Origin of the sequence: Novosphingobium beihaiense (genome assembly GCF_022832375.1) — a bacterium.
Lineage (GTDB): Bacteria > Pseudomonadota > Alphaproteobacteria > Sphingomonadales > Sphingomonadaceae > Novosphingobium > Novosphingobium beihaiensis.
In genome coordinates this window covers 140577-164493 of the sequence record NZ_JALHLG010000007.1, presented here as the reverse complement: position 1 = coordinate 164493, position 23917 = coordinate 140577, and the positions used below count along the sequence as shown (strand labels likewise).

The 23917-nt window shown below is 64.5% G+C and carries 28 protein-coding genes and 2 tRNA genes; 14 read left to right on the top strand and 16 right to left on the bottom strand.

Features of this window, described 5'->3' with window-relative positions; translation table 11 throughout:
• Positions 1-41: 41 nt before the first annotated feature.
• From MTR66_RS07710 to MTR66_RS07700, 3 genes are read right to left on the bottom strand one after another with little or no spacing between them, the layout of a single operon-like run.
• Positions 42-857, bottom strand: coding sequence for a ferredoxin--NADP reductase (locus MTR66_RS07710; protein WP_243919400.1), 816 nt, complete (start codon positions 855-857; stop codon positions 42-44).
• Entirely contained in the window at positions 850-1311 is a 462-nt protein-coding gene (locus MTR66_RS07705) for a hypothetical protein (RefSeq protein ID WP_243919398.1), read from the bottom strand. The genes MTR66_RS07710 and MTR66_RS07705 overlap by 8 nt, the downstream gene beginning before the upstream one ends.
• Positions 1312-1322: 11 nt before the next feature.
• Positions 1323-1628, bottom strand: coding sequence for an energy transducer TonB family protein (locus MTR66_RS07700; RefSeq protein WP_243919396.1), 306 nt, complete (start codon positions 1626-1628; stop codon positions 1323-1325).
• 346 nt (positions 1629-1974) lie between these two features.
• Between MTR66_RS07700 and MTR66_RS07695 the strand changes: the two genes are divergently transcribed.
• The 4 genes from MTR66_RS07695 to MTR66_RS07680 all read left to right on the top strand — a co-directional run bounded on the left by MTR66_RS07695 (position 1975) and on the right by MTR66_RS07680 (position 7093).
• Positions 1975-2487 carry an RNA polymerase sigma factor gene (locus MTR66_RS07695; protein ID WP_243919395.1) on the top strand — a complete coding sequence of 171 codons (513 nt, stop codon included), beginning with the start codon at positions 1975-1977 and terminating at the stop codon, positions 2485-2487.
• A 106-nt stretch (positions 2488-2593) separates the two neighbouring features.
• A complete protein-coding gene (locus MTR66_RS07690; RefSeq protein ID WP_243919394.1) occupies positions 2594-3598 on the top strand; it encodes a FecR family protein in 1005 nt (334 codons plus the stop codon).
• Positions 3599-3750: 152 nt separating this feature from the next.
• Positions 3751-6216 carry a TonB-dependent siderophore receptor gene (locus tag MTR66_RS07685; protein WP_243919393.1) on the top strand — a complete coding sequence of 822 codons (2466 nt, stop codon included), beginning with the start codon at positions 3751-3753 and terminating at the stop codon, positions 6214-6216.
• Positions 6217-6295: 79 nt separating this feature from the next.
• Positions 6296-7093, top strand: coding sequence for a TonB family protein (locus MTR66_RS07680; protein ID WP_243919392.1), 798 nt, complete (start codon positions 6296-6298; stop codon positions 7091-7093).
• A gap of 236 nt (positions 7094-7329) precedes the next feature.
• Here MTR66_RS07680 and MTR66_RS07675 read toward each other — a convergent pair.
• Positions 7330-7416: transfer RNA gene (locus MTR66_RS07675), tRNA-Leu, on the bottom strand.
• A 134-nt stretch (positions 7417-7550) separates the two neighbouring features.
• Positions 7551-8498, bottom strand: coding sequence for an MJ0042-type zinc finger domain-containing protein (locus MTR66_RS07670; RefSeq protein WP_243919391.1), 948 nt, complete (start codon positions 8496-8498; stop codon positions 7551-7553).
• 207 nt (positions 8499-8705) lie between these two features.
• On the opposite strand from MTR66_RS07670, the gene ftsE reads away from it, so the two are divergent.
• The 5 genes from ftsE to MTR66_RS07645 all read left to right on the top strand — a co-directional run bounded on the left by ftsE (position 8706) and on the right by MTR66_RS07645 (position 11949).
• Entirely contained in the window at positions 8706-9419 is a 714-nt protein-coding gene (gene ftsE, locus MTR66_RS07665; protein WP_243919390.1) for a cell division ATP-binding protein FtsE, read from the top strand.
• A 53-nt stretch (positions 9420-9472) separates the two neighbouring features.
• Positions 9473-10321, top strand: a complete 849-nt coding sequence (locus MTR66_RS07660) for a cell division protein FtsX (protein WP_243919657.1) — start codon at positions 9473-9475, stop codon at positions 10319-10321.
• Between the two features lie 30 nt (positions 10322-10351).
• Positions 10352-10885, top strand: a complete 534-nt coding sequence (locus tag MTR66_RS07655; RefSeq protein ID WP_243919389.1) for a YdcF family protein — start codon at positions 10352-10354, stop codon at positions 10883-10885.
• Positions 10885-11580 (top strand): lysophospholipid acyltransferase family protein, encoded by a 696-nt coding sequence (locus MTR66_RS07650; protein ID WP_243919387.1) that lies wholly within the window; start codon positions 10885-10887, stop codon positions 11578-11580. Before MTR66_RS07655 ends, MTR66_RS07650 begins: the two co-directional genes overlap by 1 nt.
• 138 nt (positions 11581-11718) lie before the next feature.
• A complete protein-coding gene (locus MTR66_RS07645) occupies positions 11719-11949 on the top strand; it encodes a hypothetical protein (RefSeq protein ID WP_243919385.1) in 231 nt (76 codons plus the stop codon).
• 171 nt (positions 11950-12120) lie between these two features.
• Here MTR66_RS07645 and MTR66_RS07640 read toward each other — a convergent pair whose 3' ends face one another.
• From MTR66_RS07640 to hisC, 4 genes are all read right to left on the bottom strand, one after another.
• Positions 12121-12465, bottom strand: a complete 345-nt coding sequence (locus MTR66_RS07640) for a hypothetical protein (protein ID WP_243919383.1) — start codon at positions 12463-12465, stop codon at positions 12121-12123.
• A gap of 240 nt (positions 12466-12705) precedes the next feature.
• Positions 12706-13482: a transglutaminase-like domain-containing protein gene (locus MTR66_RS07635; protein ID WP_243919381.1), complete on the bottom strand. Its 777-nt coding sequence runs from the start codon at positions 13480-13482 to the stop codon at positions 12706-12708.
• 270 nt (positions 13483-13752) lie between these two features.
• Positions 13753-14679, bottom strand: coding sequence for a prephenate/arogenate dehydrogenase family protein (locus tag MTR66_RS07630; RefSeq protein WP_243919373.1), 927 nt, complete (start codon positions 14677-14679; stop codon positions 13753-13755).
• Complete coding sequence (gene hisC / locus MTR66_RS07625) at positions 14676-15800, bottom strand: histidinol-phosphate transaminase (protein ID WP_243919371.1); 1125 nt, start codon at positions 15798-15800, stop codon at positions 14676-14678. Before hisC ends, MTR66_RS07630 begins: the two co-directional genes overlap by 4 nt.
• Positions 15801-16037: 237 nt before the next feature.
• Between hisC and metX the strand changes: the two genes are divergently transcribed.
• Genes metX through metW form a run of 3 tightly spaced genes read left to right on the top strand, consistent with a single transcriptional unit; the run spans position 16038 to position 18180 of the window.
• Entirely contained in the window at positions 16038-17153 is a 1116-nt protein-coding gene (gene metX / locus MTR66_RS07620; RefSeq protein WP_243919369.1) for a homoserine O-acetyltransferase MetX, read from the top strand.
• A complete protein-coding gene (locus MTR66_RS07615) occupies positions 17153-17587 on the top strand; it encodes a GNAT family N-acetyltransferase (protein ID WP_243919366.1) in 435 nt (144 codons plus the stop codon). Before metX ends, MTR66_RS07615 begins: the two co-directional genes overlap by 1 nt.
• Complete coding sequence (metW, locus tag MTR66_RS07610) at positions 17584-18180, top strand: methionine biosynthesis protein MetW (protein ID WP_243919365.1); 597 nt, start codon at positions 17584-17586, stop codon at positions 18178-18180. The genes MTR66_RS07615 and metW overlap by 4 nt, the downstream gene beginning before the upstream one ends.
• Positions 18181-18198: 18 nt before the next feature.
• Here the strand turns inward: metW and MTR66_RS07605 are convergent, their stop codons facing one another.
• Positions 18199-18585: a VOC family protein gene (locus tag MTR66_RS07605; protein ID WP_243919364.1), complete on the bottom strand. Its 387-nt coding sequence runs from the start codon at positions 18583-18585 to the stop codon at positions 18199-18201.
• 43 nt (positions 18586-18628) lie between these two features.
• Positions 18629-19012: a VOC family protein gene (locus MTR66_RS07600; RefSeq protein WP_243919362.1), complete on the bottom strand. Its 384-nt coding sequence runs from the start codon at positions 19010-19012 to the stop codon at positions 18629-18631.
• Positions 19013-19223: 211 nt separating this feature from the next.
• Here MTR66_RS07600 and MTR66_RS07595 point away from each other — a divergent pair, with 211 nt between their 5' ends.
• Positions 19224-19895 (top strand): glutathione S-transferase family protein, encoded by a 672-nt coding sequence (locus MTR66_RS07595; protein ID WP_243919360.1) that lies wholly within the window; start codon positions 19224-19226, stop codon positions 19893-19895.
• A 51-nt stretch (positions 19896-19946) separates the two neighbouring features.
• Here the strand turns inward: MTR66_RS07595 and MTR66_RS07590 are convergent, their stop codons facing one another.
• The gene (locus MTR66_RS07590) at positions 19947-20909 is read right to left on the bottom strand and encodes a complex I NDUFA9 subunit family protein (protein ID WP_243919357.1); all 963 of its coding nucleotides are present in this window, start codon (positions 20907-20909) and stop codon (positions 19947-19949) included.
• A 257-nt stretch (positions 20910-21166) separates the two neighbouring features.
• Here MTR66_RS07590 and MTR66_RS07585 point away from each other — a divergent pair.
• Positions 21167-21253, top strand: a tRNA-Leu gene (locus MTR66_RS07585).
• 149 nt (positions 21254-21402) lie between these two features.
• Here the strand turns inward: MTR66_RS07585 and MTR66_RS07580 are convergent.
• The 4 genes from MTR66_RS07580 to MTR66_RS07565 form a co-directional block, all read right to left on the bottom strand.
• On the bottom strand, positions 21403-22590 hold the full coding sequence (locus tag MTR66_RS07580) for a tyrosine-type recombinase/integrase (RefSeq protein WP_243919356.1): 1188 nt from the start codon (positions 22588-22590) through the stop codon (positions 21403-21405).
• 163 nt (positions 22591-22753) lie between these two features.
• Complete coding sequence (locus tag MTR66_RS07575) at positions 22754-22924, bottom strand: helix-turn-helix domain-containing protein (protein WP_243919355.1); 171 nt, start codon at positions 22922-22924, stop codon at positions 22754-22756.
• Between the two features lie 101 nt (positions 22925-23025).
• Positions 23026-23457 carry a hypothetical protein gene (locus MTR66_RS07570; RefSeq protein ID WP_243919350.1) on the bottom strand — a complete coding sequence of 144 codons (432 nt, stop codon included), beginning with the start codon at positions 23455-23457 and terminating at the stop codon, positions 23026-23028.
• Positions 23458-23543: 86 nt separating this feature from the next.
• A complete protein-coding gene (locus MTR66_RS07565) occupies positions 23544-23864 on the bottom strand; it encodes a hypothetical protein (protein WP_243919348.1) in 321 nt (106 codons plus the stop codon).
• Positions 23865-23917: the final 53 nt, after the last annotated feature.

Genomic DNA, 23917 nt, shown 5'->3' with positions numbered 1-23917 from the left:
CCGCCGGGGCATTTTACGCCCCAGCGCCTTGCCCCGTGAGGTCAGTCCACGAAAGCGCGCTCGATCACGAAATCACCCGGCGCCGCGTTCGATCCTTCCTTGAACCCCTGGGCTTCCAGGCTCGCTTCCAGATCGCGGATCATCGCCATGCTGCCGCACAGCATGATGCGGTCGTTTTCCGGATCGAGGCGCGCAGGGCCGGTGAGCGGGTGCTCGAAGAGCTTGCCGTTGCCGATCAGGGCATCGATGCGCCCCGTGGTGCGGAAGGGTTCCCGCGTCACGGTGGGCAGATAGTGGAACTGCAGCAGCGCCTGTTCCTGCACCAGCGGGTCTTCGGCAAGCTGGCTTTCCAGCACCTCGCGGAAGGCAAGATCGCTTACCTGCCGCACGCAGTGGACCAGCAGGATCTGGTCGAAGCGCTCGTAGATATCGGGATCGCGGATCAGGCTCAGGAACGGGGCAAGGCCAGTCCCGGTGGAGAGCAGGAACAGCCGCTTGCCCGGCAGCAGCGCATCGGCGACCAGCGTGCCCGTGGGCTTGCGGCCGAGATAGACGTGATCGCCCGGCGCGATCTGCTGCAGGCGCGAGGTGAGCGGGCCATCCGGCACCTTGATCGACAGGAACTCCAGCTCCTCCGCCCATGAGGGAGAGGCGATCGAATAGGCACGCAGCAAGGGGCGGCCTTCGCCGGGCAGGCCGATCATCACGAATTCGCCGGACCGGAACCGGAAGGAGGACGGACGGGTGATCGAGAAGCTGAACAGATGCTCGTTCCAATGGCGGACCGAGCGCACTTCCTCGATCGTCAGCGCGGATGAAGGGGGCAGTTTTGCCGAAGCGGCGAGACGGTCACTCATCACTGGGTTTTACTTCCTCTGAAACATGGGTGGAGAGTTCTGAAAGGTCGAAGCCCGCCGCGATCATCTTCGCGGCGGCAGTGGTCATGGCACGGGCGATGGGAGGGGCGGCATCTTCGCTGGCCAGCAATTTCAGCGTTTCGCGCGCATTGCCGGTATCGCCAAGAGCAAGATCGCGCCATATCCCCAGCAGCACGGCCTCCCCTTCGACGATGTGAGGACAGTCCATCGCCCCGATGACGATCTCTTCGCGCGCATCCCGGTTGAGCAAGGCCATCGCGATATGAAAATCGGGCAGGGCCGCACCGCCGCCCACGCCCGCAAAGCCGCGGCTCAGCGCCCTTGGCGGGCAAACGCCTTTTTGCAGGGATTGCCTCCAGCCGCGCATGGCCCAGACGAAAAAGCGGCCGCCATCGCACAGGCCGTCCACACGCCGATCGATAAATGCGTACATAGTCCTCTCTCCTAATTGCGCCCTGAAATACCGGTGGGAGCCAGTGCAGACCGCGCATCGGCAAAAGCACCTGCCTTTCGCGCGAGCAGGAATTCGATGGGAACCGTCACGTCGAGCGGTTCGGGCCCGTTGCCGGGAATTCCCGGCAACGGCTGGGCACGCCGCAGCGCCGCCAGGGCCTCGCGGTCAAGCGAGGCATAGCCCGCCCCCTCGACGATCGCGGCCTCCACCATGCGGCCCGCCCGGTTCGTGCGAAAGCGGACCCGGACCACCCCTTCCCGGCGGCGGCTACAAGGCCTGGCGGCGAATTGAAACATGGGCAACCTCCGCGCACAGAGATACGCTATTGCGAAGCATTTGCAACTCGTGTTTCTGAAAAAGGCGCATCATGGCATTAACGCCCGCACTGCGGCACGCCGGTAGCGACAGGCGAAATCCCGCAGCGGATAGGCAGTTGGCGTGCCCTTTCCTGCATGCTCCCGTCATAAGCTGCAACGAATCCCGTCCATGATTTTCCAGACAATTCCACATGCGCGCCTCAAAACCCGAAGGCTTGACTCCGCGCTCCAAAAAAGGCTTTTGCGAATTGATCGCAAAAATGGCACCTCACCCTGCCGCATTCGAAATGCCCGGGGCCGCCCGGAATGGAGACCATAACCGCCCGTGCCGCCTGAGCGCGCCTCCACCCTGCTGTACCGGACGCATCGCACTGCGCTGGTGGACTACGCCAATGGTATCGTGCGCGACCGCGCGCGCGCCGAAGACGTGGTGCAGGAAGCCTGGGAGCGGATCGAAACCGTCGAACGCAGCCGCGTGCTGACCGAGCCGCTGCGCTATTTCTACCGGATCGTGCAAAACCTCGCGCTCGACTGCCTGCGCGCCCGCAAGCGCGAGGCGCTGCGTGAAGGCGGCAGGCTGACGGATGTCTCCGAAGTTGTCGCCGACGAGACGCCAAGGCCGGATGCGGTCGCCGCCGCGCGGGAAGAGTTCCGTATCGTCATCGAAAGTATGAACGAACTGCCGGAGCGCACCCGCACCGCGCTCGTGCTGCATACCGTGGAAGGCCTGAAACTGCGCGAGATCGCCGAACGCCTGGAGCTTTCGGTAACGTATACGCATCAACTCGTCGCCCAGGGCAAACTGCATTGCCTTTTGCGCCTTTCGCGAGAGTCCTGATGCGCCTCCTCCCGGACAATAGCGAAAATGGCGTCCGGCCCGTCGTCAGGGATAGCGAAAGACGTTTTCGCACGCCCCTATCCCCTGCTGCGACAAGGAAGGCAGCATGACACACCCCGCAGACCCCGGCGCCGCCCCGCCCGCATCCGGAGATAGCGAAGCATGGGAACGGGCTCTGCGCGAAGCAGTCGACTGGACGATTCTCCTCGACGACGAGCCTGACGATGCCGGTCTTCACGCCCGGTTCGAGCGCTGGCGGGCCCAGGACCCATTGCATGACCACGCGTGGGCGGAAGCGGCCCACACGTCTAACCTGATCGCGCAGACCGGGAAAATCACGTTTCTTCCGGAAGCGCCGGCCCGCTCTTCCAGCCCGGTCAGGCCGCGTTTCCGGCCCGGGCGCCGCACTGTGCTCGCAGGCGTGGCGGCTGCGGCCGTGGCATGGATTGCCGCGCCGCAGATCCTCCAGCATGCCCGCGCAGACTACGTGACCGGCACGGGGCAGCAGCGAACCGTCACTCTGGACGATGGCAGCACCGTCCGCATGGCACCGGGAAGCGCAATCGCTGTCGCCTATTCAGGCAAGGAACGGCACGTAACGCTGGTCTCGGGCGAAGCCTATTTCGAGGTGACGCACAATCCTGCCCGGCCCTTTGAAGTTCTGGCCGGAAACACCGCCGTCACCGTGCTCGGGACCGGCTTCGATGTTCGCCTGGGCGAGCGGGCAACCGGCGTTTCCGTGAAGCATGGGCGCGTGCGGGTCACCTCGACCAGTGCGGATGGCCGCTCGGCCATTCTGGAAGCGGGCGAATGGGCGCAGATGCCGGACCATGGCCCGGTCAGGAACGGCCATGTCTCTGCCGGTCTGGTCGGCGGATGGACCGGGCACCGCCTTACCGCTGTCGACCGCCCGCTTTCCGAAGTGCTGGCCGATCTGCGCCGGTATCACAGCGGCGCGATCCTGCTCACCAGCCGCGAACTGGGGCGCAAGAGCGTGACCGGCACCTTCAAGACCGATGCCCCCGCCGAGGCGGCGAGGCTGATCGCCCAGCCGCATGGCGGCACAGTGCGCCAGATCACGCCATGGCTGATCGTGGTGTCAGCCTCCTGACCATCCGGGACCGCACGGAAATCCGCCGGTTTGGTGCAAAGTCAAATTTTTGACCGAAAAGTTCCGCTCCCAAATCGTTGAGCCCGCGACTCTCCTGATAATGCGAAGCATTCCTATCAGTGGAGCTAGGTTTGACGATTGGAGTTTTTCAGGTGGCAAAGAAGATGGGGGGCGGCTGCGCCCGGCAGGCATGGAACGCGATCCTGCTGGCATCGGCGGCGATGGGACCAATGACGATCGCTCCGGCGGCGCAGGCGCAGGATACGGCGGCGCGGCGCTTTGATATTCCGGCGCAGCCGCTCGCCGATGCACTGGTGGCGTTCGGTATTCAGTCCGGCTTGCAGGTGACGGCCAATGGCGCCCCCTTGCGCGGCATAAGAACCCAGGGCGTCAGCGGAACCATGGCGCCGGTGCAAGCGCTCAGCCGTTTGCTGAGCGGCACGGGGTTCACCTTCCGGATCACGGGCGATGCCGTGACACTCGAACGCGCCCCGCAGGCTTCGGGCGATAGCGCGATCCGGCTGGGCCCCGTCAGGGTGGAAGGGCAAGGCACCGCCAGCGGCCACTTCAGTCCCACCACGGACCTCGCCGCGACGGAAGGATCAGGCTCGTACACCGCCTCCGGCCCGAGCATGACCGCTACGGGTCTTTCCATGTCGCTGCGGGAGACGCCGCAGTCGGTAACCGTGGTGACACGCCAGAAAATGGACGATTTCGGCCTCGAAACCCTGGCCGATGTTCTGGAGCAGGCCCCCGGCGTCACGGTTACGCGCCAGGGCAGCGCGATCGATTTCGGCAGCCGCGGCAATGCCCTCAACCTGCGGATCGACGGCAACCGCCATTACACTTCCGCGCCCTGGTATTTCCTTACCAGCAGCATGTATTCGCTGGATGACATCGCCGACATCGACCGGATCGAAATCGTGAAGGGCTCCACCGGGCTTACCGATGGGGACGGATACTATGGCGGCACGATCAATCTGATCCGCAAACGGCCAACGCCCGAATTCCAGGCCAGCCTGAGTGCCACGGGGGGAAGCTGGAACAGCTATCGCGCCGATGCCGATATCAGCGGCCCGGTCAATGCCAGCGGCACGATCCGGGCTCGCGGCGTGGCGGCCTGGCGGGATGCCGGCACCTTCCGCGATCATGAAAGCGAAAAGAACGTCATGCTCTACGGGACGGTGGATATCGATCTGACACCGGACACGCTGCTCAATCTGGGGGTGAACTACAAACACCGGGTCCAGCGCGGATATGGCGCGACCCGCCCGGTCATGGCCTATAACGGAGCCGGTGACTTCATCGGGCTCCAGCCCCGTTCCTTCAACCCCGGCGCCCCCTGGGCCGGGTACAAGCAGGACGCTCTCAACCTTTTCGGCTCGCTGGAGCACCAGTTTGCCAATGGCTGGACGGCAAGGCTGCAATTCGGCCGGGAGCGGATCGAAACACCAGAAATGCGGGTTGGCGTTCTGGGGAATGATCATGGCAATACCTACCGGCTCTATTTCCCGGACGTATGGCAACGCAACGAATTCGTATCGGCGAAGCTGCGCGGCCCGTTCGATTTTCTCGGCCGCACGCATGAACTGGTGATCGGTGCGGGCGCCTCAAGCTCGCGCACCCGCAACAGGCAAAGCATCGGGCTCCATCTGTCCGGCGATCAGTTCCCCTATGACTATGCCGCTGGCGGTGCAGCGATTCCGCGCCCGACAGCAGACGAACTGGCCGGCACGGCCTTTTCCTCGGACAGGTGGTTCACCAAGCGGCATCATGTCTATGCCGCGGGCCGGTTCTCCATCGCGGACCCGCTCCATGTCATCGCCGGTATCCGCGTTTCCAGCTTCGACCAGCGCAATCACAGCGATGCCTACGACTTCTATAACTATAGCTTGCGCGAGCGTGGCGTCGTCACGCCTTATGGCGGCATCACCCTCGACGTGCTGCGCAATGTCACGCTCTATGGCAGCTACGCCCGGATTTTTCAGGCACAGAATGCGCTCGATGTGAACGGCAACACCCTGCCCCCGCTGCGCGGGATCACTTATGAGACAGGCGTGAAGGGCGAATTCTTCGACAAACGGCTCAATGCCAGCCTGTCCTATTTCTGGATGAAGGCGGACAACGAGGCGGAAGCCACCGGGGAATACGTGAAAGGCACCACGCAGCAGGCCTACCGCCCGGTCATGGGCGCGACCCGGCGCGGCTTCGAAGTGGAGATTTCCGGCGAGATTCTGCCGGGCTGGCAGACCCAGGGCAGCTTCGCGCTGAACGACAGCAGCCTGAACTCCGCTTCGCGAAATCCGAAACATCAGTTCAAACTGAACAGCAGCTACAGCGTCCGTAACGGGCCGCTGGCCGGGCTGTCATTCGGCGGGGGCTTGCGCTGGCAAAGCGCCATCTCGGTGGCCAATACCGCGGTCACGCTGCGGCAGGACGCCTACTGGCTGGCGGACATGATGGCCCGCTATCAAGTGAACGAGCGCCTGACTTTCGGCATCAACGCCGACAACCTTCTGGACAAGCGCTATTTCTCCGGCGTGACGAACTTCACCGACCTCTTCTACACATGGGGCGAGCCGCGGAACGTCAAGGCCAGCGTCCAGTACCGCTTCTGACCGGCTGTATGGCCTGCCAAATGTGGAAACAGACAATGGCAACACGCTGCACACATGGCCCCCGGACAGGTCCGCACGCATGAGTCCCCAGCAATATGCCAGGATGCGCAGTCATTCCGGCCCCGCCGGGGAAGACGGCGCCTCACCAATTCCCGTTTCGGCCGAAAGCGAGACCATCCACGTGCCTGTGAGCCGCTATGCGGGCCATAGCCAGGGGGAACGCTCGGTTGGCGTGATCCTGGCCGTGGCCTTGCACGCGGTGTTTCTCGGCACGCTGCTGATCCATTGGGGTGTGCGCCAGGCGCAGCAGGAACCGCAGACGCTGAGCGTGTTCGACGTAGCCCCGCCCGCCGCGCCGCCCGAGCCCGAAAGCGAAGTTCCGCCCGGCCCGGAACAGACCGAAAAGGAAAAGCCGCGCCCCGAACCCGCGCGCCCGAAAATCGAGCCGCCCTGGATTCAGATTCCAGCCGGCGAGCCCCTGCCACAGCCGCAGGCCGAGCCCGTCCCCGATCCCGGCCCGCCGATCGAACGTACCACCGCGCCCGAAAGCAAGCCCGCCCCGCCCGCACAGCAAGTCAGCGATGCCAAGCCGGCGTGGCAGGGGCTCGTGCTGGGCGCGCTCAACAAAAAGAAGCATTATCCCGCCTCCGCCCAGCGCCGCCATGAGCAGGGCGTTCCCTGGATCCGGTTCGTGATGAACCGCGAAGGCGAAGTGCTCTCGGTCAGCCTTGAGCGCTCATCCGGCTTCCGCTCGCTTGACGAGGAAGCCGTCAAACTGCCCAAACGCGCCGCCCCGCTTCCCCAACCGCCAAAGGAGGTCACGGGGCAGACAATCGAACTGGTAGTGCCGGTCGAGTTCTTTCTCGGCGCGCGGTGACAATACCGCCAGTGCCGTTTGCGGGGGCTCTGCCCTCGCGGCGGGGCCCGTTCGTGCGCATGCAACGCGGCCTTCCCCCCTCACGATGACGAACGGCTGCACCATCCGCATAAAACGAGCGGCATCGGGGCCCGAACGGGCTGCCCACAATCGCCATTTACGGAGAGTTATGCCATTTGCGGGGGGCTGGCCCTGTGCCATGCCCCCAAGGGCATCCTTTGCTTTCAAAGGATGCCTGGTGCGGTCGAGAAGACTCGAACTTCCACGGGCTTTCGCCCACAACGACCTCAACGTTGCGCGTCTACCAATTCCGCCACGACCGCTAAATCAAACGGGGCCGGATCACATCCGCCCCGTGGCAGGAGCGCGCCCTTAGCAAAGGGATTCGGAGGCCGCAAGCGAGTCGCGAACAATATTTTCGAGAATCTTCCGGAAGCCCCGGAAAACGGCCTCAAGCTCAGTCCGGCTTCCAGCCGATTTCGGTCGCGCGGGCAGCCTTGGGGATATCGGTGAGCGCCTCGTTGATCGTGACCGTCTCGCCCGGCGCCAGCTTGCGCTTGGGCGGCACGATTTCCTTTTCGTATACGATCCGCTCACGCTCGTCGCGCAGCACCACCAGCAGCGAGGGCACGCGGTGCGCTTCACTGCCGATATTGCTGATCGTGCCGCTGACGCTGAAGAACTCGGTGCCATCGGGCAGCTTTTTGCGGTCCTGCCGGTTGCGCGGGAAATCGAGCTGCAGGTCCGGCTGCGGCTGCTGGAATGTCGCACGCGGCAACGGCACCCAGTCGGGCAATCCGCCCCAGGCGACGGCTCCGGCCAGCCCCAGCGTCACCACCGCGAAGATCCCCGCCGCATAAGTGCCGATCTTCGCCCAGTTGCGGCGCGGGCGGAACGGCGGCGAGAAATCGAAGCTGGACGGCCCCTCGTCCGAATAGGGCTTGTTCGCAGTATCGTCATAGTAGGCGGAGGCTGAACGTTCGGCCCGGCGCGGAGCGGCCGGGGGCGGCGGCGGCAGCGGATCGACATCGGGCTCTGGATCCGGCTCACGCCCGGGCGGAACAATCGCCGGGGTTTCCTCCGCGGCCCCGGCCTGAGGCGTCACTTCGCGGCGGGGGGCGGCCTCAGGCGGCGGCGAAGCAGGCTTTGGCGGAACAGGCTGTGGCGGCGGGGCGGGCCGCTGCGGTGCGGCTGGCTGCTGAGCGGCTGCGGGTCTTGGCGCTGCGGCGGGGGCTGCCTCTGCGGCGGGTGGGGGAGCAGCCTGCGCCTCTTCCAGCAGAAGCTCGGGCCCTTCCTGAAACCAGCTATGGCGGCACTTGGCGCACCGCACAGTGCGGCCATCCACCCCGATGGCGCTGTCCGGTACGGCATAACGCGTCGAGCAGGCAGGACAGGCGATAATCATGACACACCCCATAAGCACGGTTGACTCGGGTGCGACAAGCTTTGGACCTGTGGGTTCACGCTCTGTCGCTCTTTTTTCCACATTCATTGGCCGTTATAGCCACCGGCACCGCCCGTTCGAGCCCGGCGGGCGCTTTGGCCCGGCATGTTCGTCATCTGGGCGCCGCAATGGTGCCATTCACGAGTTTACGGCCTGACCAGACGGATTATGACTGCGGACGGGGAAATCATCCACTTCGACAATGTCGGCCTGCGCTATGGCACCGATCGCGAGGTGCTGAGCGACCTGACGTTCACGCTGTTCCCCGGACGGTTCTATTTCCTGACCGGCGCCAGCGGCGCGGGCAAGACATCGCTGCTCAGGCTGCTTTACCTCGCCCAGCGCCCGTCGCGCGGAGCCATCCGCATGTTCGGGACCGACGCGATCACGATGCCGCGCGGCCGCCTGCCGCAGCTGCGCCGCCGGATCGGCGTGGTGTTTCAGGACTTCCGGCTGATCCCGCATTTGTCCGCGTTCGACAATGTCGCCCTGCCCCTGCGCGTCGCCGGGCACCGGGAGGACGATCTGGCAGGCCCGGTGCGGGACATTCTCGACTGGGTCGGCCTGTCCGACCGGATCGGCGCCCGGCCGCCCACGCTTTCGGGCGGGGAGCAGCAGCGCGTCGCCATCGCCCGCGCGGTGATCGCGCGCCCCGCCATGCTGGTGGCCGACGAGCCGACCGGCAACGTCGATCCCGACATGGCGCAAAAGCTCATGCGGCTGTTCGAAATGCTTAACAGGCAGGGAACCACGGTAGTGGTGGCCACCCACGATCTCGATCTGCTGCGCAAGGTGCCCGAAAGCCTGATCATGCGGCTGGACCGCGGGCGCCTGTCCGATCCCACCGGCGCTCTGCGCTATCCCCCGCGCAAGGTTCAGTAACGGTGCGCCGCCTGTTTAGAGCCAGGGGCGCGGAACTGATCCCGCAGGCCCGCATGTCCGGGCCGATGCCGTGGGTCATCGCGATCATGGTGGCGATGACGGTCATTGCCCTTGCCGCCGGTCTGGCGCTCGGCAACGCGGTCTCCTCCGCCAAGGCGGAGATCGAGGGCGGCGTGACCATCCAGATTCTGGAGCCGCGTGCCGACGTGCGTGCGGCACAGGCGCGCCGCGCCGTCGATGCGATCAAGGCCATGCCCGGCGTATCGGGCCTGCGGCTGGTGCCGCAAGCCGAACTCGATGCCCTGATCGAGCCCTGGCTGGGGACCGGCATTGCCACGGCCACGGGGTCCGCCGTGCCGGTGCCCGCCCTGATCGACGTGCGGCTGAAAGGCCCCGCCAATCCCCAGGCGCTCTCCATCATCGAGGACGCGCTGAAACCCGTTGCCCCGTCGGCGCGGGTCGATGCCCAGTCGAACTGGCTGAAACCGGTGTTCGATGCAATGGTATCGCTGCAGTTGCTGGCCATCGCGCTGGTCGCGCTGCTGGCGCTGGCACTGACGGCGGCCGTGCTGCTGGCGGCGCGCACGGCGCTGGGCACCAACCGCGACACGATCGAGATCGTCCACCTGCTCGGCGGCACCGATTCGCAAGTCGCACGCGTATTCCAGCGCTCGATCGGCTATGATGCGGCGGGCGGCGGCGCTGTGGGGCTGGCGCTGGCGCTGGTGGTCATCCTGTCTCTCAGCCGCCGCTTCGCCGGGCTCGGCGCCGGACTGGTCGACAACGGCGCGCTGATCTGGAGCGACTGGCTGCTGCTGGCGGCCGTGCCGGTCCTTGCCATCCTGCTGGCGATGGTTACCGCACGCCTCACGGTTCTCCATGCCTTGCGCAAGATGCTTTAGTACACACAAGCCCCTATATAGCCCTCCGCAATGTTCCGCCGCCTCTTCGCCTTTGCCATGCTGATCTGGCTTTTCGGGTTCCTCTGGTTCGCCGTCGCGCTGCCCGGGCCGCTGCCCGGCAGCGTGCACACCGATGCCGTCATCGTGCTGACCGGCAGCCAGGGCCGTATCGAGCACGCGCTCGACGTGCTCAAGGAAGGCAGCGCTCCGCGCCTGCTTGTCTCGGGCGTCGCCAGCGAAGTGAAGCCGAAGGAATTCGCCGCCGAGTTCAACGTGCCCTCCCGGCTCATGGCCTGCTGCATCACGCTGGGCTATCAGGCCTACGACACCCACTCGAACGCGCTGGAAGCCGCGCAATGGGTCAAGCAGCACCGCGCCCGCTCGGTGCGGCTGGTGACGGCGGACTGGCACATGCGCCGGGCCATGCTCGAACTCGGCCGGGAAATGCCCGCCGGTGTCCGTGTGGAGCGCGATGCCGTGCCCTCTCAGCCAAGCTTCAGCGCGCTGCTCCTCGAATACCACAAGCTGCTGGCCCGCGCCGCGCTCAACCTGATGGGACGCTGATGCGCTCGACGCCTGCAGACATCCTCCGCAGCCTGGCCTTCTACGCCGCGTTCTACAGCGGCACGGTTGGGTTTGTCCTCGCGGCATCGCTGGCCATGACATTCAGCGACGCCGCGCTGCGCCGGATTGTCTGCATGTGGTCGCACTATCACCGGCTCTGCGCCCGCTTGCTGCTGGGAATCCGGGTGGTGATCGAGGGCGATCTGCCCAACGAGGGCGTGCTCGTCGCGGTCAAGCACGAGAGTTTTTTCGAGGCGATCGATCTGCCCGCGCAGATGGACCGCCCCGTGCCCCTGCCCAAGATGGAACTCATCCGCATCCCCGGCTGGGGCAAGGCGGCAATGCGCTATGGCGTGGTTGCCATCGAACGCGAAGGGGGCGCCAGAACCCTGCGCAAGATGGTCGCCAGCGGCCGCGCCTTCGCCACGCAGGGACGGCCGCTGGTGATCTTCCCCGAAGGCACCCGCGTGCCCCACGGCGAGCGGCGGCGGCTGCAATCGGGCTTTGCCGGGCTGTACAAGCTGCTGAACCTGCCGGTGGTGCCGGTGGCCGTGAACAGCGGACCGCTCTATCACCGCCGCTGGAAGAAGCCCGGCACGATCACCGTGCGCGTGGGCCAGCGCATAGAACCGGGCCTCGCGCGCGAGGAGTTGGAAGCGCGAGTGCTGGAGGCGATCAACGCGCTGAACGGTTGACGGCGGCGGCTACGATGGGCCGGTTGCGGAATGGCGGTTGTTGGAATTTTCCTCTGAAAAGCGGACTTACCGGACGCGCCGACTTAGCCGCCATTCGAAGGCTTGTGACTTTATAAGGCTTTGGGCATGCTCCGTCGCATGAAAGCCATTTGGAAAAGCGTGAATAGCCGAGATGGCAAACGACTGGTGGAAATATTCGACCACGGTGATGGTTTCTATTCTTTCGAAGAAAGCCGCGAAGCAATCGAGGATATACCTGATTTAGGCCCCGAGACCTATTGGATGTGCTCACATGTGTCGGGCCTATACGACAGTCCAGAGGCGGCAGAGATCGACGCGAGAGCGACCCTTGATTGGTTCAGAGAATAGGCCTCACGCCCCGCACAACGTCCGCTCACCCCGACTTTCCCCCGTCCAGGCGCACTCTTGAGGGTACGGAAACTTGCCGTCCCTTCACCCGCCCAAGTTCGACAACGAAGGGCGGGTTTCGGCAACGCGGGCCGAGTCATTCAACGTCAGAAAAGTCGGGGGAAGCGGACTTCACGGAATGGCAAGATGCGCCGTCTCTGACCCCCACGCTGTTGTCGCAAATTCGACGGAACGACCGTCTATCCGAGATAGCCTCATGTAATCATGAATCTTTGAAATCGGCTCGATAACAAGGGAAATTGGATTGATCTGGACCAAGACGTAGCCAGATTTAAGAAATCCAATTTTTCGCATAGGCACCAGTATCTTGTCTTCGAAAGCGAGTGGTGAGGGATCGAACTTGCGCCCCTCGACCAGTTCGCCGTTGATGGACAACGAACATGCTTCCGGCCCACCTTGGCAAATTTCCATGCAGTCAAAAAAATCAAGTTCATGACTTTCAATCTTAATCTGCATCGCGCTCCTCCGGGCACTGACATAGCCAATAGCCAGACGTCCGCAATGTCCGCGCCTTCGGAAAGGCCGCTTACCGGTTAAAATGTTGAAAAGCTGCCCTTCCACTGAGTTCGACCGATATCGGCACCAGATCAGCCTAACCGAACGACCGTAATGGGCGCGAAGCAGACGTCGCCGTGAATATCAGCCGCGTTGGCAATTTTAAAAATTTCCTACATCGCTTGGCCTGCCGCACTGCCGCTAAGCCTTGCGGACCTCCACGGCCTGTTCCTGCAATTCCACTTTGCCGAAGCTGGTGAGGAACGCGGCATCGGCGGCATCGCGGCCGACGCCGATCTTGGCGATGCTCTCCGGGTCGGCCATGCCGGTCGCGTCCACCATGTGCCATGCCCCGTCAAGGAAGACTTCGGCCACCGCGTGAAAGTCCTGCGGCTCGACCCCGAGGCCGTAGACGCTGGCGAAGCGGGCGGGAACGGTGCTGGCCCGGGCCAGCGCGATCATCAGGTGCGCATAGTCGCGGCATACGCCCCGGTGGCTGTGAAAGGTATCGATGGCGGTCGTCATGGCATCGCTCGAACCGGGTTCGTAGCGCAGCGTATGGGCGATCCAGTCGCGGATCGCCGCGATGCGCGCGCCGCCTGCGGTTCCGGCGAATTCGCTTTCCACGAAGTCCTGAAACGTATCGGCCAGGCAATAGCGGGAGGCCATCAGGTAATCGACGGTCTCGCCCGGCAGCATGTGCGGCGGCGTGGCGGCCAGCCCGCTGACATCGGCAATCAGCCGGTTGACCTCTACCGTGGCCTGATAGCGCACGCTCAGCGGCTCGGCGATCCGCAGCCAGATACGATCGCCGATGCCGGACTGGCCCGGCACCCGGGCGAAATGCCGCGAGCGGGGCAAATCGATATGCGCGTGCAGCACGTTCTGTTCCGGGATCATCGCCGCTTCGATCTGCAGCAGGACATCGACCGGCCCCGGCAGGGTATAGTCGAGGCGTGTATCGATCGAAATCCGCATGCGGCCCCTCGCTCTTCAGCCCGGTCCTCCGCCCAAGGCCGCGAACCGGCATCAGGCGTCCAAACCGTTCAGGAAATGGCCTTCTATCATCCGGACGGCCTCTTCGCAGCGCCTGCGGGCGGCTTCACCCGGAACATTTTCCTATTTCAGCCCGCCCTGCCACACTGCGCGCGGCATCTGCCTGCCCTGCTCTTTGAACCGTCCATATCGAACCCCGCAGCGCATGTGGGCGAAGTTCAAAATTCCCCCGCAAGTGCCGGACAGGCCCTCTCAATCCCCGCCGGCACCACCGTCGTGATCGCCGCGGCCGAAGTCGGGACGCGAATCGTCCTGGCCTTCCTCGATGATCGAGCGGCGGATGGCGCGGGTGCGGGCGAAGTGGTCGAACAGCATGTCCCCATCGCCCACCCGGATCGCGCGCTGCAAAGCGGTCAGGTCTTCGGTGAAGCGCTGGAGCATGGTGAGCACCGCGTCCTTGTTGGACAGGAACACGTCGCGCCACATCGTCGGGTCGCTGGCGGCGATGCGGGTGAAGTCGCGGAAGCCGCCCGCCGAATACTTGATGACTTCGCTCTGCGTCACGTCCTCCAGGTCGGAAGCGGTGCCGACGATGGTATAGGCGATAAGGTGCGGCAGGTGGCTCGTCACCGCCAGCACCAGATCGTGGTGCTGAGCGCTCATGATCTCGACATTGGCGCCCAGCGTTTCCCAGAATTCCACCAGCGCGGAAAGCTTGAGCAGGTCGGTCTGTTCGGGCGGGGTGACGATGCACCAGCGGTTGCGGAACAAGTGCGCGAAGCCCGCGTCCGGCCCTGAATTTTCCGTGCCCGCCACCGGGTGTGCCGGGATCACCAGATGATCGGGCAGCGCCTCGCCCAGCGCCTTGGCGATCGCCTGCTTGCTGGAGCCGACATCGCTGACGAGCGCATGGGCCGGGATCGCCTCGCGCAGCGGCGCGGCGGCTTCGCCCATGGCGCCCGGCGGCACGCAGAAGATCACCAGATCGGCGCCCTGCACGGCCTCCACGGCGGTATCGCAGACAGTGTGCACCAGCCCGCGTTCGGCGGCACGCGCACGGTATTCGGGCGAAATGTCATAGCCTGTGGTGACGACGCCCGGCAGGAATTCCTGCACAGCAAGGCCGATCGAGCCGCCCTGCAAACCCAGCCCGATAATCGCAACCCGTTCGAAACTCACTGCGCGGCCTCCGCCATTTCGCGCAAGGCCCCTGCAATGGCATCCATGTCATGCGCATGACCGATAGTGATGCGCAGACCGTGCGGCAGGCCCTGATTGGGCAGCCAGCGCACGATATAGCCGCGCTCGGCCAGTCCCTCGAACGCGGTTTCGGCGGTCAGCCTGCCTTCGAACAGCACCAGCACGAAGTTCGCCTGACTGGGCAGCGGGCGCAGGCCGTGATTGCTGAGCGCGGCGATCTTCTCCACGAAGCGGGCGCGTTCGTCCCGGTTGTGGACGCGGCTGCGCTCCACGAAGGCCATGTCGTCCAGCGCGGCGCCGGCCATGGCCTGCCCCGTGTTGGAGACATTGAACGGCCCGCGAATGCGGTTGAGCGTGGCCACGATCCCCGGCGCGCCGGTGGCCCAGCCGATGCGCTCTCCGGCCAGGCCGAAGATCTTGGAGAACGTGCGCGTCACCAGCACATTCTCATGCGCGGCGGCCAGCGCCAGCGCGCCGTCGTCATCCTCCGGCGCGACATATTCGCCGTAAGCCTGATCGATCACCAGCAGCACGTCGGCCGGCAGCGCGGCGTGGAGGCGCGCGATCTCGCCGCTGGGCAGGAACGATCCGGTGGGATTGTTGGGATTGGCCACGAAGACCACGCGCGTGCGCGCCGTCACCAGCGCCAGCAGCGCTTCCACATCGGTGCCGTAATCCGCATCGGGCGCCACCACTGGCTCTGCCCCGCACCTGCGCGCGGCGATATCGTAGACCGAAAAGCCGTAGCGCACGTAGATCACTTCGTCGCCCGGTCCGGCATAGCCCTGCGCGGCCAGATTGAGCAGTTCGTCCGAGCCCGTGCCCATGACGATGCGTGCCGGATCGATGCCGTGCAGCGCGCCAAGGCGCGCGCGCAGATCCTTGCTGTCCGGGTCCGGATAGAGCGAGGGGGCCTTGGCCCTGGCCGCCAGCGCCCGTTCGCTGGTGCCCAGCGGGTTCTCGTTGGCCGAAAGCTTGATCAGCGGGCGCCCGTCCTTGCCCGCCGACTTGCCGGGCACATAGGCATGGATCGCCTCGATCCAGGGCTTGGGCACTGGCTGACTTTGGGGGGCTTTGCTGCGGGTTTCGGTTTCGCTCATGACGGGCGGGCCTTTAACCTACCAAAGCCGCGAATAACAGGAGTCTTTGACGGGTGCGCTCAGCCCATCCGTGCCGAGCTTGCGGCACCGGCCCGCTCCCCCGCCCGACCTCCCATCAACTATACTTCCGTGGGAAGTCGGGCGAGGGAGCGGGCCGGTGCCGCACGGAAATGGCGAATGCCGTTTCCGACTATCAATTGACACGCGAGAGCCCCTTCCCCACTTCACGAAACCGCAATGTCAGAAGCCCCGATCCTAGACGAGAGCCAGGTGCTCGAACTGGCCGATCCGCTGCCGCTCGACGGCGGGCAGAGCCTGTCCGGCGTGCGCATCGCCTATGAAACGCACGGCACGCTGAACGCGGCGAAGGACAACGCGGTACTGATCTGCCACGCGCTGACCGGCGATCACCATGTCGTCTCCAACCACCCGCGCACCGGCAAGCCCGGCTGGTGGGTGCGCATGGTCGGCCCCGGCAAGCCGATCGACACGGACAGGTTCCACGTGATCTGCGCCAATGTGATCGGCTCGTGCATGGGCTCCACCGGCCCGGCCAGCCCGGCGCCGGACGGCAAGCCCTGGGGCATGCGCTTCCCGGTGATCACCATCCGCGACATGGTGCGCGGGCATGTGGCCCTGCTCGATGCGCTGGGAATCGCGCGGCTGCATGCCGTCGTCGGCGGATCGATGGGCGGGATGCAGGCACTCTCGCTCGCCGCCGATTTCCCCGAACGCACCGCCGCCGCGCTGGTCATCGCCTCGACCGCGCGCCACTCGGCGCAGAACATCGCCTTTCACGAAGTGGGGCGGCAGGCGATCATGGCCGATCCGGACTGGCACGAAGGCGACTATTATGCCGTTGGCGAAACTGGCGGCAAAGGTCCGGAGAAAGGCCTCGCCGTCGCCCGCATGGCCGCGCATATCACGTACCTTTCGGAAGAAGGCCTCACCACCAAGTTCGGCCGCCGGTTGCAGGACCGCGAGGCAAAGACCTTCGGGTTCGACGCCGATTTCCAGATCGAAAGCTACCTGCGCTATCAGGGCCTCTCGTTCACCGGGCGCTTCGATGCCAATTCCTACCTCTACATCACCCGTGCCATGGACTATTTCGATCTGGCCGAGGAGCACGGCGGGCGGCTGGCCAATGCCTTTGCCCGATCGAAAGCGCGCTTCTGCCTCGTCAGCTTCGATACCGACTGGCTCTATCCCACGGCGGAATCGCGCAATGTGGTGCATGCGCTCAACGCAGCGGGGCTGCCGGTGAGTTTCGTCGAACTCTCCGCCCCGTTCGGGCACGATTCCTTCCTGCTCGACGTTCCCGCGCTCGACCGCGTGGTCGAAGGATTTCTGTGATGATCGAATTGAGTGACGATCCGGCCCGGATCGATGTGCCCCGCATCCACGGCTGGCTCGCATCCAGTTACTGGACGCCGGGCGTGACCCGCGAACAGGTGGAGCGCCAGATCGCCGGATCGCATTGCCTCGGCGCCTATCACCCGGAGCAGGGGCAGGTCGGCTTCGCCCGCGTCATCTCCGATCGCGCCAGTTTCGCCTGGCTCGCCGATGTCTGGGTGGAAGAGAGCATGCGCGGGCAAGGGCTCGGCCGCCGCATGGTCCAGTGGTTCCTCGACCAGCCTGACTACGCGAACATCCGCCGCTTCGGCCTCGCCACGGCCGATGCCCACGGCGTCTATGCCGCGCTCGGCTTCACGCCGCTGGCCCGGCCGGAACGCTATATGGAGCGGCTCACCCCGCAGTTAGCCTCCATGCTGGCCAGCGCGCCATGAAAGCCCGGCTGCGTCCCGATCTTGCCGTGATCGCCGACAGCGTCACGCCCGGCGCCAGCCTGCTCGATGTCGGCTGCGGCGACGGCGCGCTGATGGCCGCCCTGCGCGACGAAAAGGGCTGCGATGCGCGCGGCATGGAACTCGATCCGGCGAATGTTGCGGCCTGCGTGGCCAAGGGGCTGTCGGTAATCCAGGGCGATGCGGACAAGGATCTGGCGTTCTATCCCGACAAGTCGGTCGATTACGCGATCCTCTCGCAAACGCTGCAGACGACCATGCGCCCGGACAAAGTGCTGGAGGAACTGCTGCGCATCGGCGCCAAGGCTTTCGTCAGCTTCCCCAACTTCGCCCACTGGCGCGGGCGCCTGTCGCTGCTGTGGAACGGGCGCATGCCGGTAACGCGGCTGCTGCCCGTGCCGTGGTACGAAACGCCCAATATCCACCACCTCACCATCAACGACTTCCGCGCATTGCTGAGCGAACGCGCCATTACGGTGGATGGGCAATGGTTTCTATCGGGCGGCTCCAGATGCAGCGCGTCTGCCGCGAACTTCCGCGCCGAGCACGCAGTGTTCCTGCTGTCACGGGGATAAGACCGCCCGGCCCGCCGCTCACCCTATCTGCAAGCCGCAGTAGACCCCGAGCTTGTTCCCGTCGGGATCGCGCAGGTAGGCCCCGAAAGCCCCGCGCGCCTGCGGCTTGGCTTCCGGCTTACCTTCACTGGTACCGCCGTTGGCGAGCCCGGCTGCATGCCAGGCTTTCACCGCCTCTTCGCTCGGAGCCTCGAAGATGATCGTGCCGCCATTGGCAAACGTGCAAGGCTGGCCGTCACGCGCAGGGCCAAGGAGGAACTTCATCCCTCCAAGGTCCCACATCACGATAGGGTACTGTTCCGGCGTCGCGCACTCCGCGACGTCCAGCACCCCGAACGTGGCATCATAAAAAGCACGCGACTTCGCGAGGTCGTTCGACCCCAAGCGGATGGACTTGAGCAGCATATGTTTTCCTCTCCTCTGCCGTTCTTTTCAGCCCGCCGCGTTATCAGTCCATCGCATACAAGGCGCAAAGCTTGTTGCCTTCCGGATCGCGCAGATAGGCGAGATAGAGCTTTCTGCCCCCGAAATCGCGCACGCCCGGCGGGTCTTCACAGGACGCACCGCCCGCTTCGCAGCCCGCCTTGTGCCAGGCATCGACCATCTCCGCGCTGTCGCAAGTGAAACCGATGGTGCCGCCATTGGCAAACGTGGCAGGCTCCCCGTCGATCGGGCTGCAAATCATGAAATTCGCGCCCTTGTTGGCATAGGCGATACGGCCTGCGGCAGGATCGCTCATGAGCGGTGTGCCGCCGAGCACACCGAACATGGCATCGTAGAAGGTCTTGGCCTGGGCAAGATCGTTACTGCCTACGCAGATATGGCTGAACATGGATTCTCCGCTTAGGGGGATAGTTTGGAGCCGCAGATTGCAAGCCCCCCGCCCAGCGGTCAACCACGCCGCCCTTCCGGAGGCCGCGCCCCAACGATAAATCGCCCTGCCCGCGCCCAGGCACGTCTCGCCGACTTATCCACGCGTTTCGTTTGAACCCCGGAACACCGCCGGGTGGACGCCCCGCCAGCGCTTTGGCATCGCAAATGTCATGTGGCACATCTATCAATTCCCCCTTTGCCCCTATAGCCGCAAGGTCCGGCTGCTGATGGCCGAAAAGGGCATTGCCTACGAATTGCAGACAACGCGTCCGTGGGAAGGCGAAGACCGTCTCTTCGAAATGAACCCGGCGGGGCGCACCCCGGTGGTCAAGGAAACCGAGCGCAATATCGTCCTGTCCGACAGTCAGGCGATTTGCGAATATTTCGAGGAAACCGTAGACCGCAATCCGCTGATCAGCGGCACGGCGCAGCAGCGCGCGGAAATCCGGCGGCTGATCGCGATGTTCGACGAGAACTTCTATGGCGACGTCTCGGGCCCGCTGCTGCTGGAGCGCATGAAAAAGCGGCTCGTCCTGCGCCAGTCCCCCGATGCCCGCGCCCTGCGCGAGGCCATGAAGCTGGCACACGACTACCTCGATTACATCGACTACCTGATCGACAACCGCCCCTGGATCGCCGGGCCTACGATGACTCTGGCCGATCTGGCCGCCGCCGCGCAGATTTCGGTCGCGGACTATCTCGGCGGGCTTGACTGGTCGGGCCACGAGCAGGCGCGCGGCTGGTATCTGGTGATGAAATCGCGCCCCTCCTTTCGCCCGCTGCTGTCAGAGCGGATGGAAGTGATCCAGCCGCCCAGCCACTACGCGGAAGTGGACGCGTAACCGTATAACCGGAAACCCGCCCCCTGCCGGAACGGACCGGCAGGGATGCCGTCAGGCCGCGCTCTTGGCCCCGAAGCGGCCGTGCTTGCGGAACTGCGTCATCCAGCGGTCCAGGAACAGCCCCAGCGGGCGCGGCTGCACGCCAAGCTCGGCCAAGCCGGGCGCCGTGCCGCTGGCAACGCTGCCTGCCTTGAGCAGCTTGAACTGATCGCTGGTGATCGGCGCGCCCGGCAGCCAGCCGGTGAGCGCAGCGATCAGGCTCGACACACCGTCCGGCAGCACCGCGAAGCTGCGCGAACGCCCCTCGGCAGCGGCAATGCGCTCATTCAGTTCGAGCATGGTGAGGACCTCGGGCCCGCCCAGTTCATAGGTCTTGCCGCCATGCGCCGCCGGATCTGCCAGCGCATTCGCGATCGCTTCGGCCACATCGTCGACAAAGACCGGCTGCAGCTTGGCCTCGGGCGCGAAGACAGGCAGCACCGGCAGCCGGGTCATCAGACCGCCGAACATCATCAGGAAATTGTCATCGGGCCCGAAGATCAGCGAGGGACGCACGATCGTAGCGTCCGGGAACTCGGCGCGAACCGCCTGCTCGCCTTCGGCCTTGGTGCGGGCATAGGCGACATCCGACTGCGCATCACCGCCAATCGCGGAGACATGCACGAAAGCGTCTGCCCCAGCCGCCTTGGCAGCCGCGGCAATGCGTCCGGCGCCCTGCCCCTGCAGGGCATCAAGATCACCGGAAAACGCGCCAGCCAGATTCACCACCGCGTCCGACCCGGCCAGCACGGCCGCCAGCGAATCGGGCTTGGTCACATCGGTACGGGCGAACTGAACCTGCCCGAGATTGCCGAGCGGCCTGATCGTATAGGCTTTCTGCGGATTGCGGCTGGCAATACGCAGACGCGCGCCGCGCGCCAGCAGTTCCTGCGCCAGATGCCTGCCAACGAAACCACTGCCGCCCAGGACAGTGATGATCTTGCCTGCAAGGGAATCGGAGGGGCGTTGGCTCATGGTCAGATCGGTCCTTCGCTCAGCGGCGCGATCTCGACAACCATCCCGCACCGCAGCACATGATTTTCGCCCCTGCCACAAGGGCGCACAGGGAGCAACCGCACAGTTACACGGCATCCCCCCTTGCACCCCAGCGCCAATCCGGCGGCAACAACGGCAAAGACAAAAATCTTGCATCACCCCCAGTTGACAACCCCGCCCGGCCTGCGTAGAGGCGCGCTCCTACCTAGCGGGGATCGCAATCCGGCCCCGCCCGTGCCCAGATGGCGGAATTGGTAGACGCACCGTCTTCAGGTGGCGGCGCTCGTAAGGGCGTGGAGGTTCGAGTCCTCTTCTGGGCACCATTCACCTGCTCGCAGGTGTCCGTAAGTAGCCAAAAAGCCCGGATTTCTCCGGGCTTTTTTCTTTCCGGCGTTCGCTGTTGTTCGCCCATTGAGGCCCCCAACCGCGACCACGTGGGGGCCTTTTGGGAGCCTCGAATGGGGGCCTTCGATCAGGTCTCTCCTGCCTTGAGTTCATCGAGCCAGTCACTCCACCACTGCATCATCTCGACCCGCTCGTCCCAGTAGGCAGTGCGGTTGTAGATCGCACTCGTAGCATTGCCCACCTGCCGGGACATTGCACGGTCGATTACGTCGCGGTCCCACTTCCCTCTTTCGTTCAGCAGGGAGCTTGCCGTCGACCGAAAGCCGTGAGCGGACTGGACTCCAGCATACCCTAGCCGCCTTAGCGCCCCGTTGACCGTATTCTCGGAAATCGGCTTGGCGCCCGTATGAAAGGCCGGAAACACAAAGGGGCCGTTACGGTGCTGCTCCATTTCCCGGATGATGGCCATTGCCTGTCGAGAAAGGGGGACGTCGTGCGGACGACGCTTCTTCATGTCTGCAATCGGTGGAGACCAGCGGGCGCGGTCGAGATCGAGATTTGCCCATTTCATCTTCCTGATTTCGCCCGGGCGCTGGAACAGGTGTGGCGTGATCCGCAGCGCCGCAAGCGTCGATGGGTAGCCGGAGCACTCGTCCATCTTCCGCAGGAGAATGCGCAGGTCGTCGACGTCGATAATGGCTGCCATGTGCGTGACATCGGGAGCTAGAAGAGCGCGTTGCAGAGCCAGCGTCGGGTTGTTCGTAGCGCGGCCCGTAGCGATCGCATAGTTGAAGACCTGCCCGGCTACCGACCGAAGCCGCTTCGTGGTTTCCCTCAGTCCAGTCTTCTGGATACGATCAAGGACGGCGAACATCTCGGGGGTGGTGATCTCCGCGATGGGGGCGCTGCCGAACGCCGCCTTCAGCTTCCCGAGCAGCCATTCCTTCTTTTTGATTGTAACGGCTGCACGACCTTCCTGACGGTCCTTTTCAATCAGTTCGTCAGCGATGGCGGCAAAGGTCTGACTGGCTTCATACTTGCCCTCTCGCTTAGCAACCTTGCGTTCGCGGGCTGGGTCTCGGCCCTCTGATACTGCGGCACGCGCCTCGTCGCGCAGTTCGCGTGCCCGCCTGAGCGTGATGTCCGGCCAGGCGCCAAAACTGAGCTTACGCTCGACCCCGTGGTGGCGGAACTTCATCCGCCACAGCTTTGAACCCTTTGGCGTAATGAGAAGGTAAAGGCCTTTTTCGTCGGCCAGCTTCCAGTCCTTCGCGCGAGGTCGCGCGTTCTTGATGGTATTGTTGGTGAGGGGCATCGTTGTCCTGCCAGCATTATCTGTGTTCTGGGCGGAAAGGCTGCAGGCGAGCGGCTGAGGGGGGCGGAGCAGTGGCTCGACCCACCTCGCCGCGAGCAGCGAGAGCAACGATTTGGAGAGCAGAATTAGAATTGAGATCGAGAGTGAAGGGGCTGCGGGGACTTCAGGGCCGGCTTTCCTGGAACCGCATGAGTTCGCTGTGAGGGATGCGCCGGGCGGTTCCGATCGTTACGTAGCGGATCTCATCCGCGTTCATCATGTCGTACATCTTGGTGCGACCGATGCTGAGCAACTCGCAGCACTGTTTGATGGTGTAGAGCTTGGCGACGTTCAACTTCGTTCTCCTTTAAGTTTTTAGGAGCTGCCCATCTATGGGCGTAATCGGTCGTCGCCAAGCATCTTGAAGGGGTCAATCCTGACTTAACGATCAGAAAGTTAAAGATTTTGTGCCTGGCTCGCGTGGAGGGAGATGGCCGACCAGATGTCCTCGACCATGCTCTCGCTCAGGATCGAGGTGTCGACCTGAACCCACGTCGGCTCTCCATCCGACCAGTTGAGCAGATCGACCTGCATGGCCGGCCCGCGCAGCATGTCGAGCGGTTCGTCATCGTCGATCGGTCCCGCGTAGCTGATGCGGAAGTGCAAAGGCGCGCGGTAGCCCAGAAAGTCGAGCGTCCCATCGAGGATGAACGAGCCGGTCTGGCAGGCTCCATCGTAGCGTTCCTCCATCGCTTCGAAGTCAGGAGCAGGCCCGGGTTCATCGGTATTGATCCCGATCGCGCTGAGCAGATCGTGGGTTTCCTTGGCCGGAGCGTCACACTCGAGGCGTCGGAGGAGTTCGTGGGCAAGGTAGGTGGGCAGCTTCATGTTCGCGTCCTTCATACAGTCGTGTTCAGGCGCAGCGACGCCAATGCGGCGCTGGCCGATGTTCCAGCGGTGGCAATGTTGAATGTTCAGGCGGCTGCGAGACGGCGCAGGTCGTCGAGACGGCGCAGGTCGTCGAGACGGCGCAGGTCGTCGAGGATCAGTGCCTTCTGGTCCGAAACCCGGTCCTGCCCGTGCAACTGCTCTTCCCAGAGCAGTTCAAGCTTGCGGATCACGCCCGCAAGGTCTGGTGCCTGCAGGTCGAGGAGGTACTCCTCGGATGCGATCAGGCGCTCTTCCAGCGCCCGGATGTTGTCCGCTGCGCCATCAAGCTGTTGATGAAGGTCGTCGATGTTGGCGATGGTGCTGGCCCAAATGGTGGGCGGACTGGTAGTCGGCTGGTCAGCCATTGAGTCGTCTCCTCATAAGACGGTTGATGGTCAGGCCCGGCTGGAGGTTGCCG

What these genes read in the sequence shown, in the direction of transcription:
- MTR66_RS07645 (WP_243919385.1), top strand. Translation starts at nt 11,719, where the DNA reads ATGAAAGCCATTTGGAAAAGCGTGAATAGCCGAGATGGCAAACGACTG.
- MTR66_RS07710 (WP_243919400.1), bottom strand. Translation starts at nt 857, where the DNA reads ATGAGTGACCGTCTCGCCGCTTCGGCAAAACTGCCCCCTTCATCCGCG.
- MTR66_RS07570 (WP_243919350.1), bottom strand. Translation starts at nt 23,457, where the DNA reads ATGAAGCTGCCCACCTACCTTGCCCACGAACTCCTCCGACGCCTCGAG.
- MTR66_RS07595 (WP_243919360.1), top strand. Translation starts at nt 19,224, where the DNA reads ATGTGGCACATCTATCAATTCCCCCTTTGCCCCTATAGCCGCAAGGTC.
- metX (WP_243919369.1), top strand. Translation starts at nt 16,038, where the DNA reads ATGTCAGAAGCCCCGATCCTAGACGAGAGCCAGGTGCTCGAACTGGCC.
- hisC (WP_243919371.1), bottom strand. Translation starts at nt 15,800, where the DNA reads ATGAGCGAAACCGAAACCCGCAGCAAAGCCCCCCAAAGTCAGCCAGTG.
- MTR66_RS07580 (WP_243919356.1), bottom strand. Translation starts at nt 22,590, where the DNA reads ATGCCCCTCACCAACAATACCATCAAGAACGCGCGACCTCGCGCGAAG.
- MTR66_RS07690 (WP_243919394.1), top strand. Translation starts at nt 2,594, where the DNA reads ATGACACACCCCGCAGACCCCGGCGCCGCCCCGCCCGCATCCGGAGAT.
- MTR66_RS07600 (WP_243919362.1), bottom strand. Translation starts at nt 19,012, where the DNA reads ATGTTCAGCCATATCTGCGTAGGCAGTAACGATCTTGCCCAGGCCAAG.
- MTR66_RS07615 (WP_243919366.1), top strand. Translation starts at nt 17,153, where the DNA reads ATGATCGAATTGAGTGACGATCCGGCCCGGATCGATGTGCCCCGCATC.
- MTR66_RS07650 (WP_243919387.1), top strand. Translation starts at nt 10,885, where the DNA reads ATGCGCTCGACGCCTGCAGACATCCTCCGCAGCCTGGCCTTCTACGCC.
- ftsE (WP_243919390.1), top strand. Translation starts at nt 8,706, where the DNA reads ATGACTGCGGACGGGGAAATCATCCACTTCGACAATGTCGGCCTGCGC.
- MTR66_RS07700 (WP_243919396.1), bottom strand. Translation starts at nt 1,628, where the DNA reads ATGTTTCAATTCGCCGCCAGGCCTTGTAGCCGCCGCCGGGAAGGGGTG.
- MTR66_RS07605 (WP_243919364.1), bottom strand. Translation starts at nt 18,585, where the DNA reads ATGCTGCTCAAGTCCATCCGCTTGGGGTCGAACGACCTCGCGAAGTCG.
- MTR66_RS07655 (WP_243919389.1), top strand. Translation starts at nt 10,352, where the DNA reads ATGTTCCGCCGCCTCTTCGCCTTTGCCATGCTGATCTGGCTTTTCGGG.
- MTR66_RS07680 (WP_243919392.1), top strand. Translation starts at nt 6,296, where the DNA reads ATGAGTCCCCAGCAATATGCCAGGATGCGCAGTCATTCCGGCCCCGCC.
- metW (WP_243919365.1), top strand. Translation starts at nt 17,584, where the DNA reads ATGAAAGCCCGGCTGCGTCCCGATCTTGCCGTGATCGCCGACAGCGTC.
- MTR66_RS07670 (WP_243919391.1), bottom strand. Translation starts at nt 8,498, where the DNA reads ATGATTATCGCCTGTCCTGCCTGCTCGACGCGTTATGCCGTACCGGAC.
- MTR66_RS07705 (WP_243919398.1), bottom strand. Translation starts at nt 1,311, where the DNA reads ATGTACGCATTTATCGATCGGCGTGTGGACGGCCTGTGCGATGGCGGC.
- MTR66_RS07660 (WP_243919657.1), top strand. Translation starts at nt 9,473, where the DNA reads ATGTCCGGGCCGATGCCGTGGGTCATCGCGATCATGGTGGCGATGACG.
- MTR66_RS07635 (WP_243919381.1), bottom strand. Translation starts at nt 13,482, where the DNA reads ATGCGGATTTCGATCGATACACGCCTCGACTATACCCTGCCGGGGCCG.
- MTR66_RS07640 (WP_243919383.1), bottom strand. Translation starts at nt 12,465, where the DNA reads ATGCAGATTAAGATTGAAAGTCATGAACTTGATTTTTTTGACTGCATG.
- MTR66_RS07590 (WP_243919357.1), bottom strand. Translation starts at nt 20,909, where the DNA reads ATGAGCCAACGCCCCTCCGATTCCCTTGCAGGCAAGATCATCACTGTC.
- MTR66_RS07565 (WP_243919348.1), bottom strand. Translation starts at nt 23,864, where the DNA reads ATGGCTGACCAGCCGACTACCAGTCCGCCCACCATTTGGGCCAGCACC.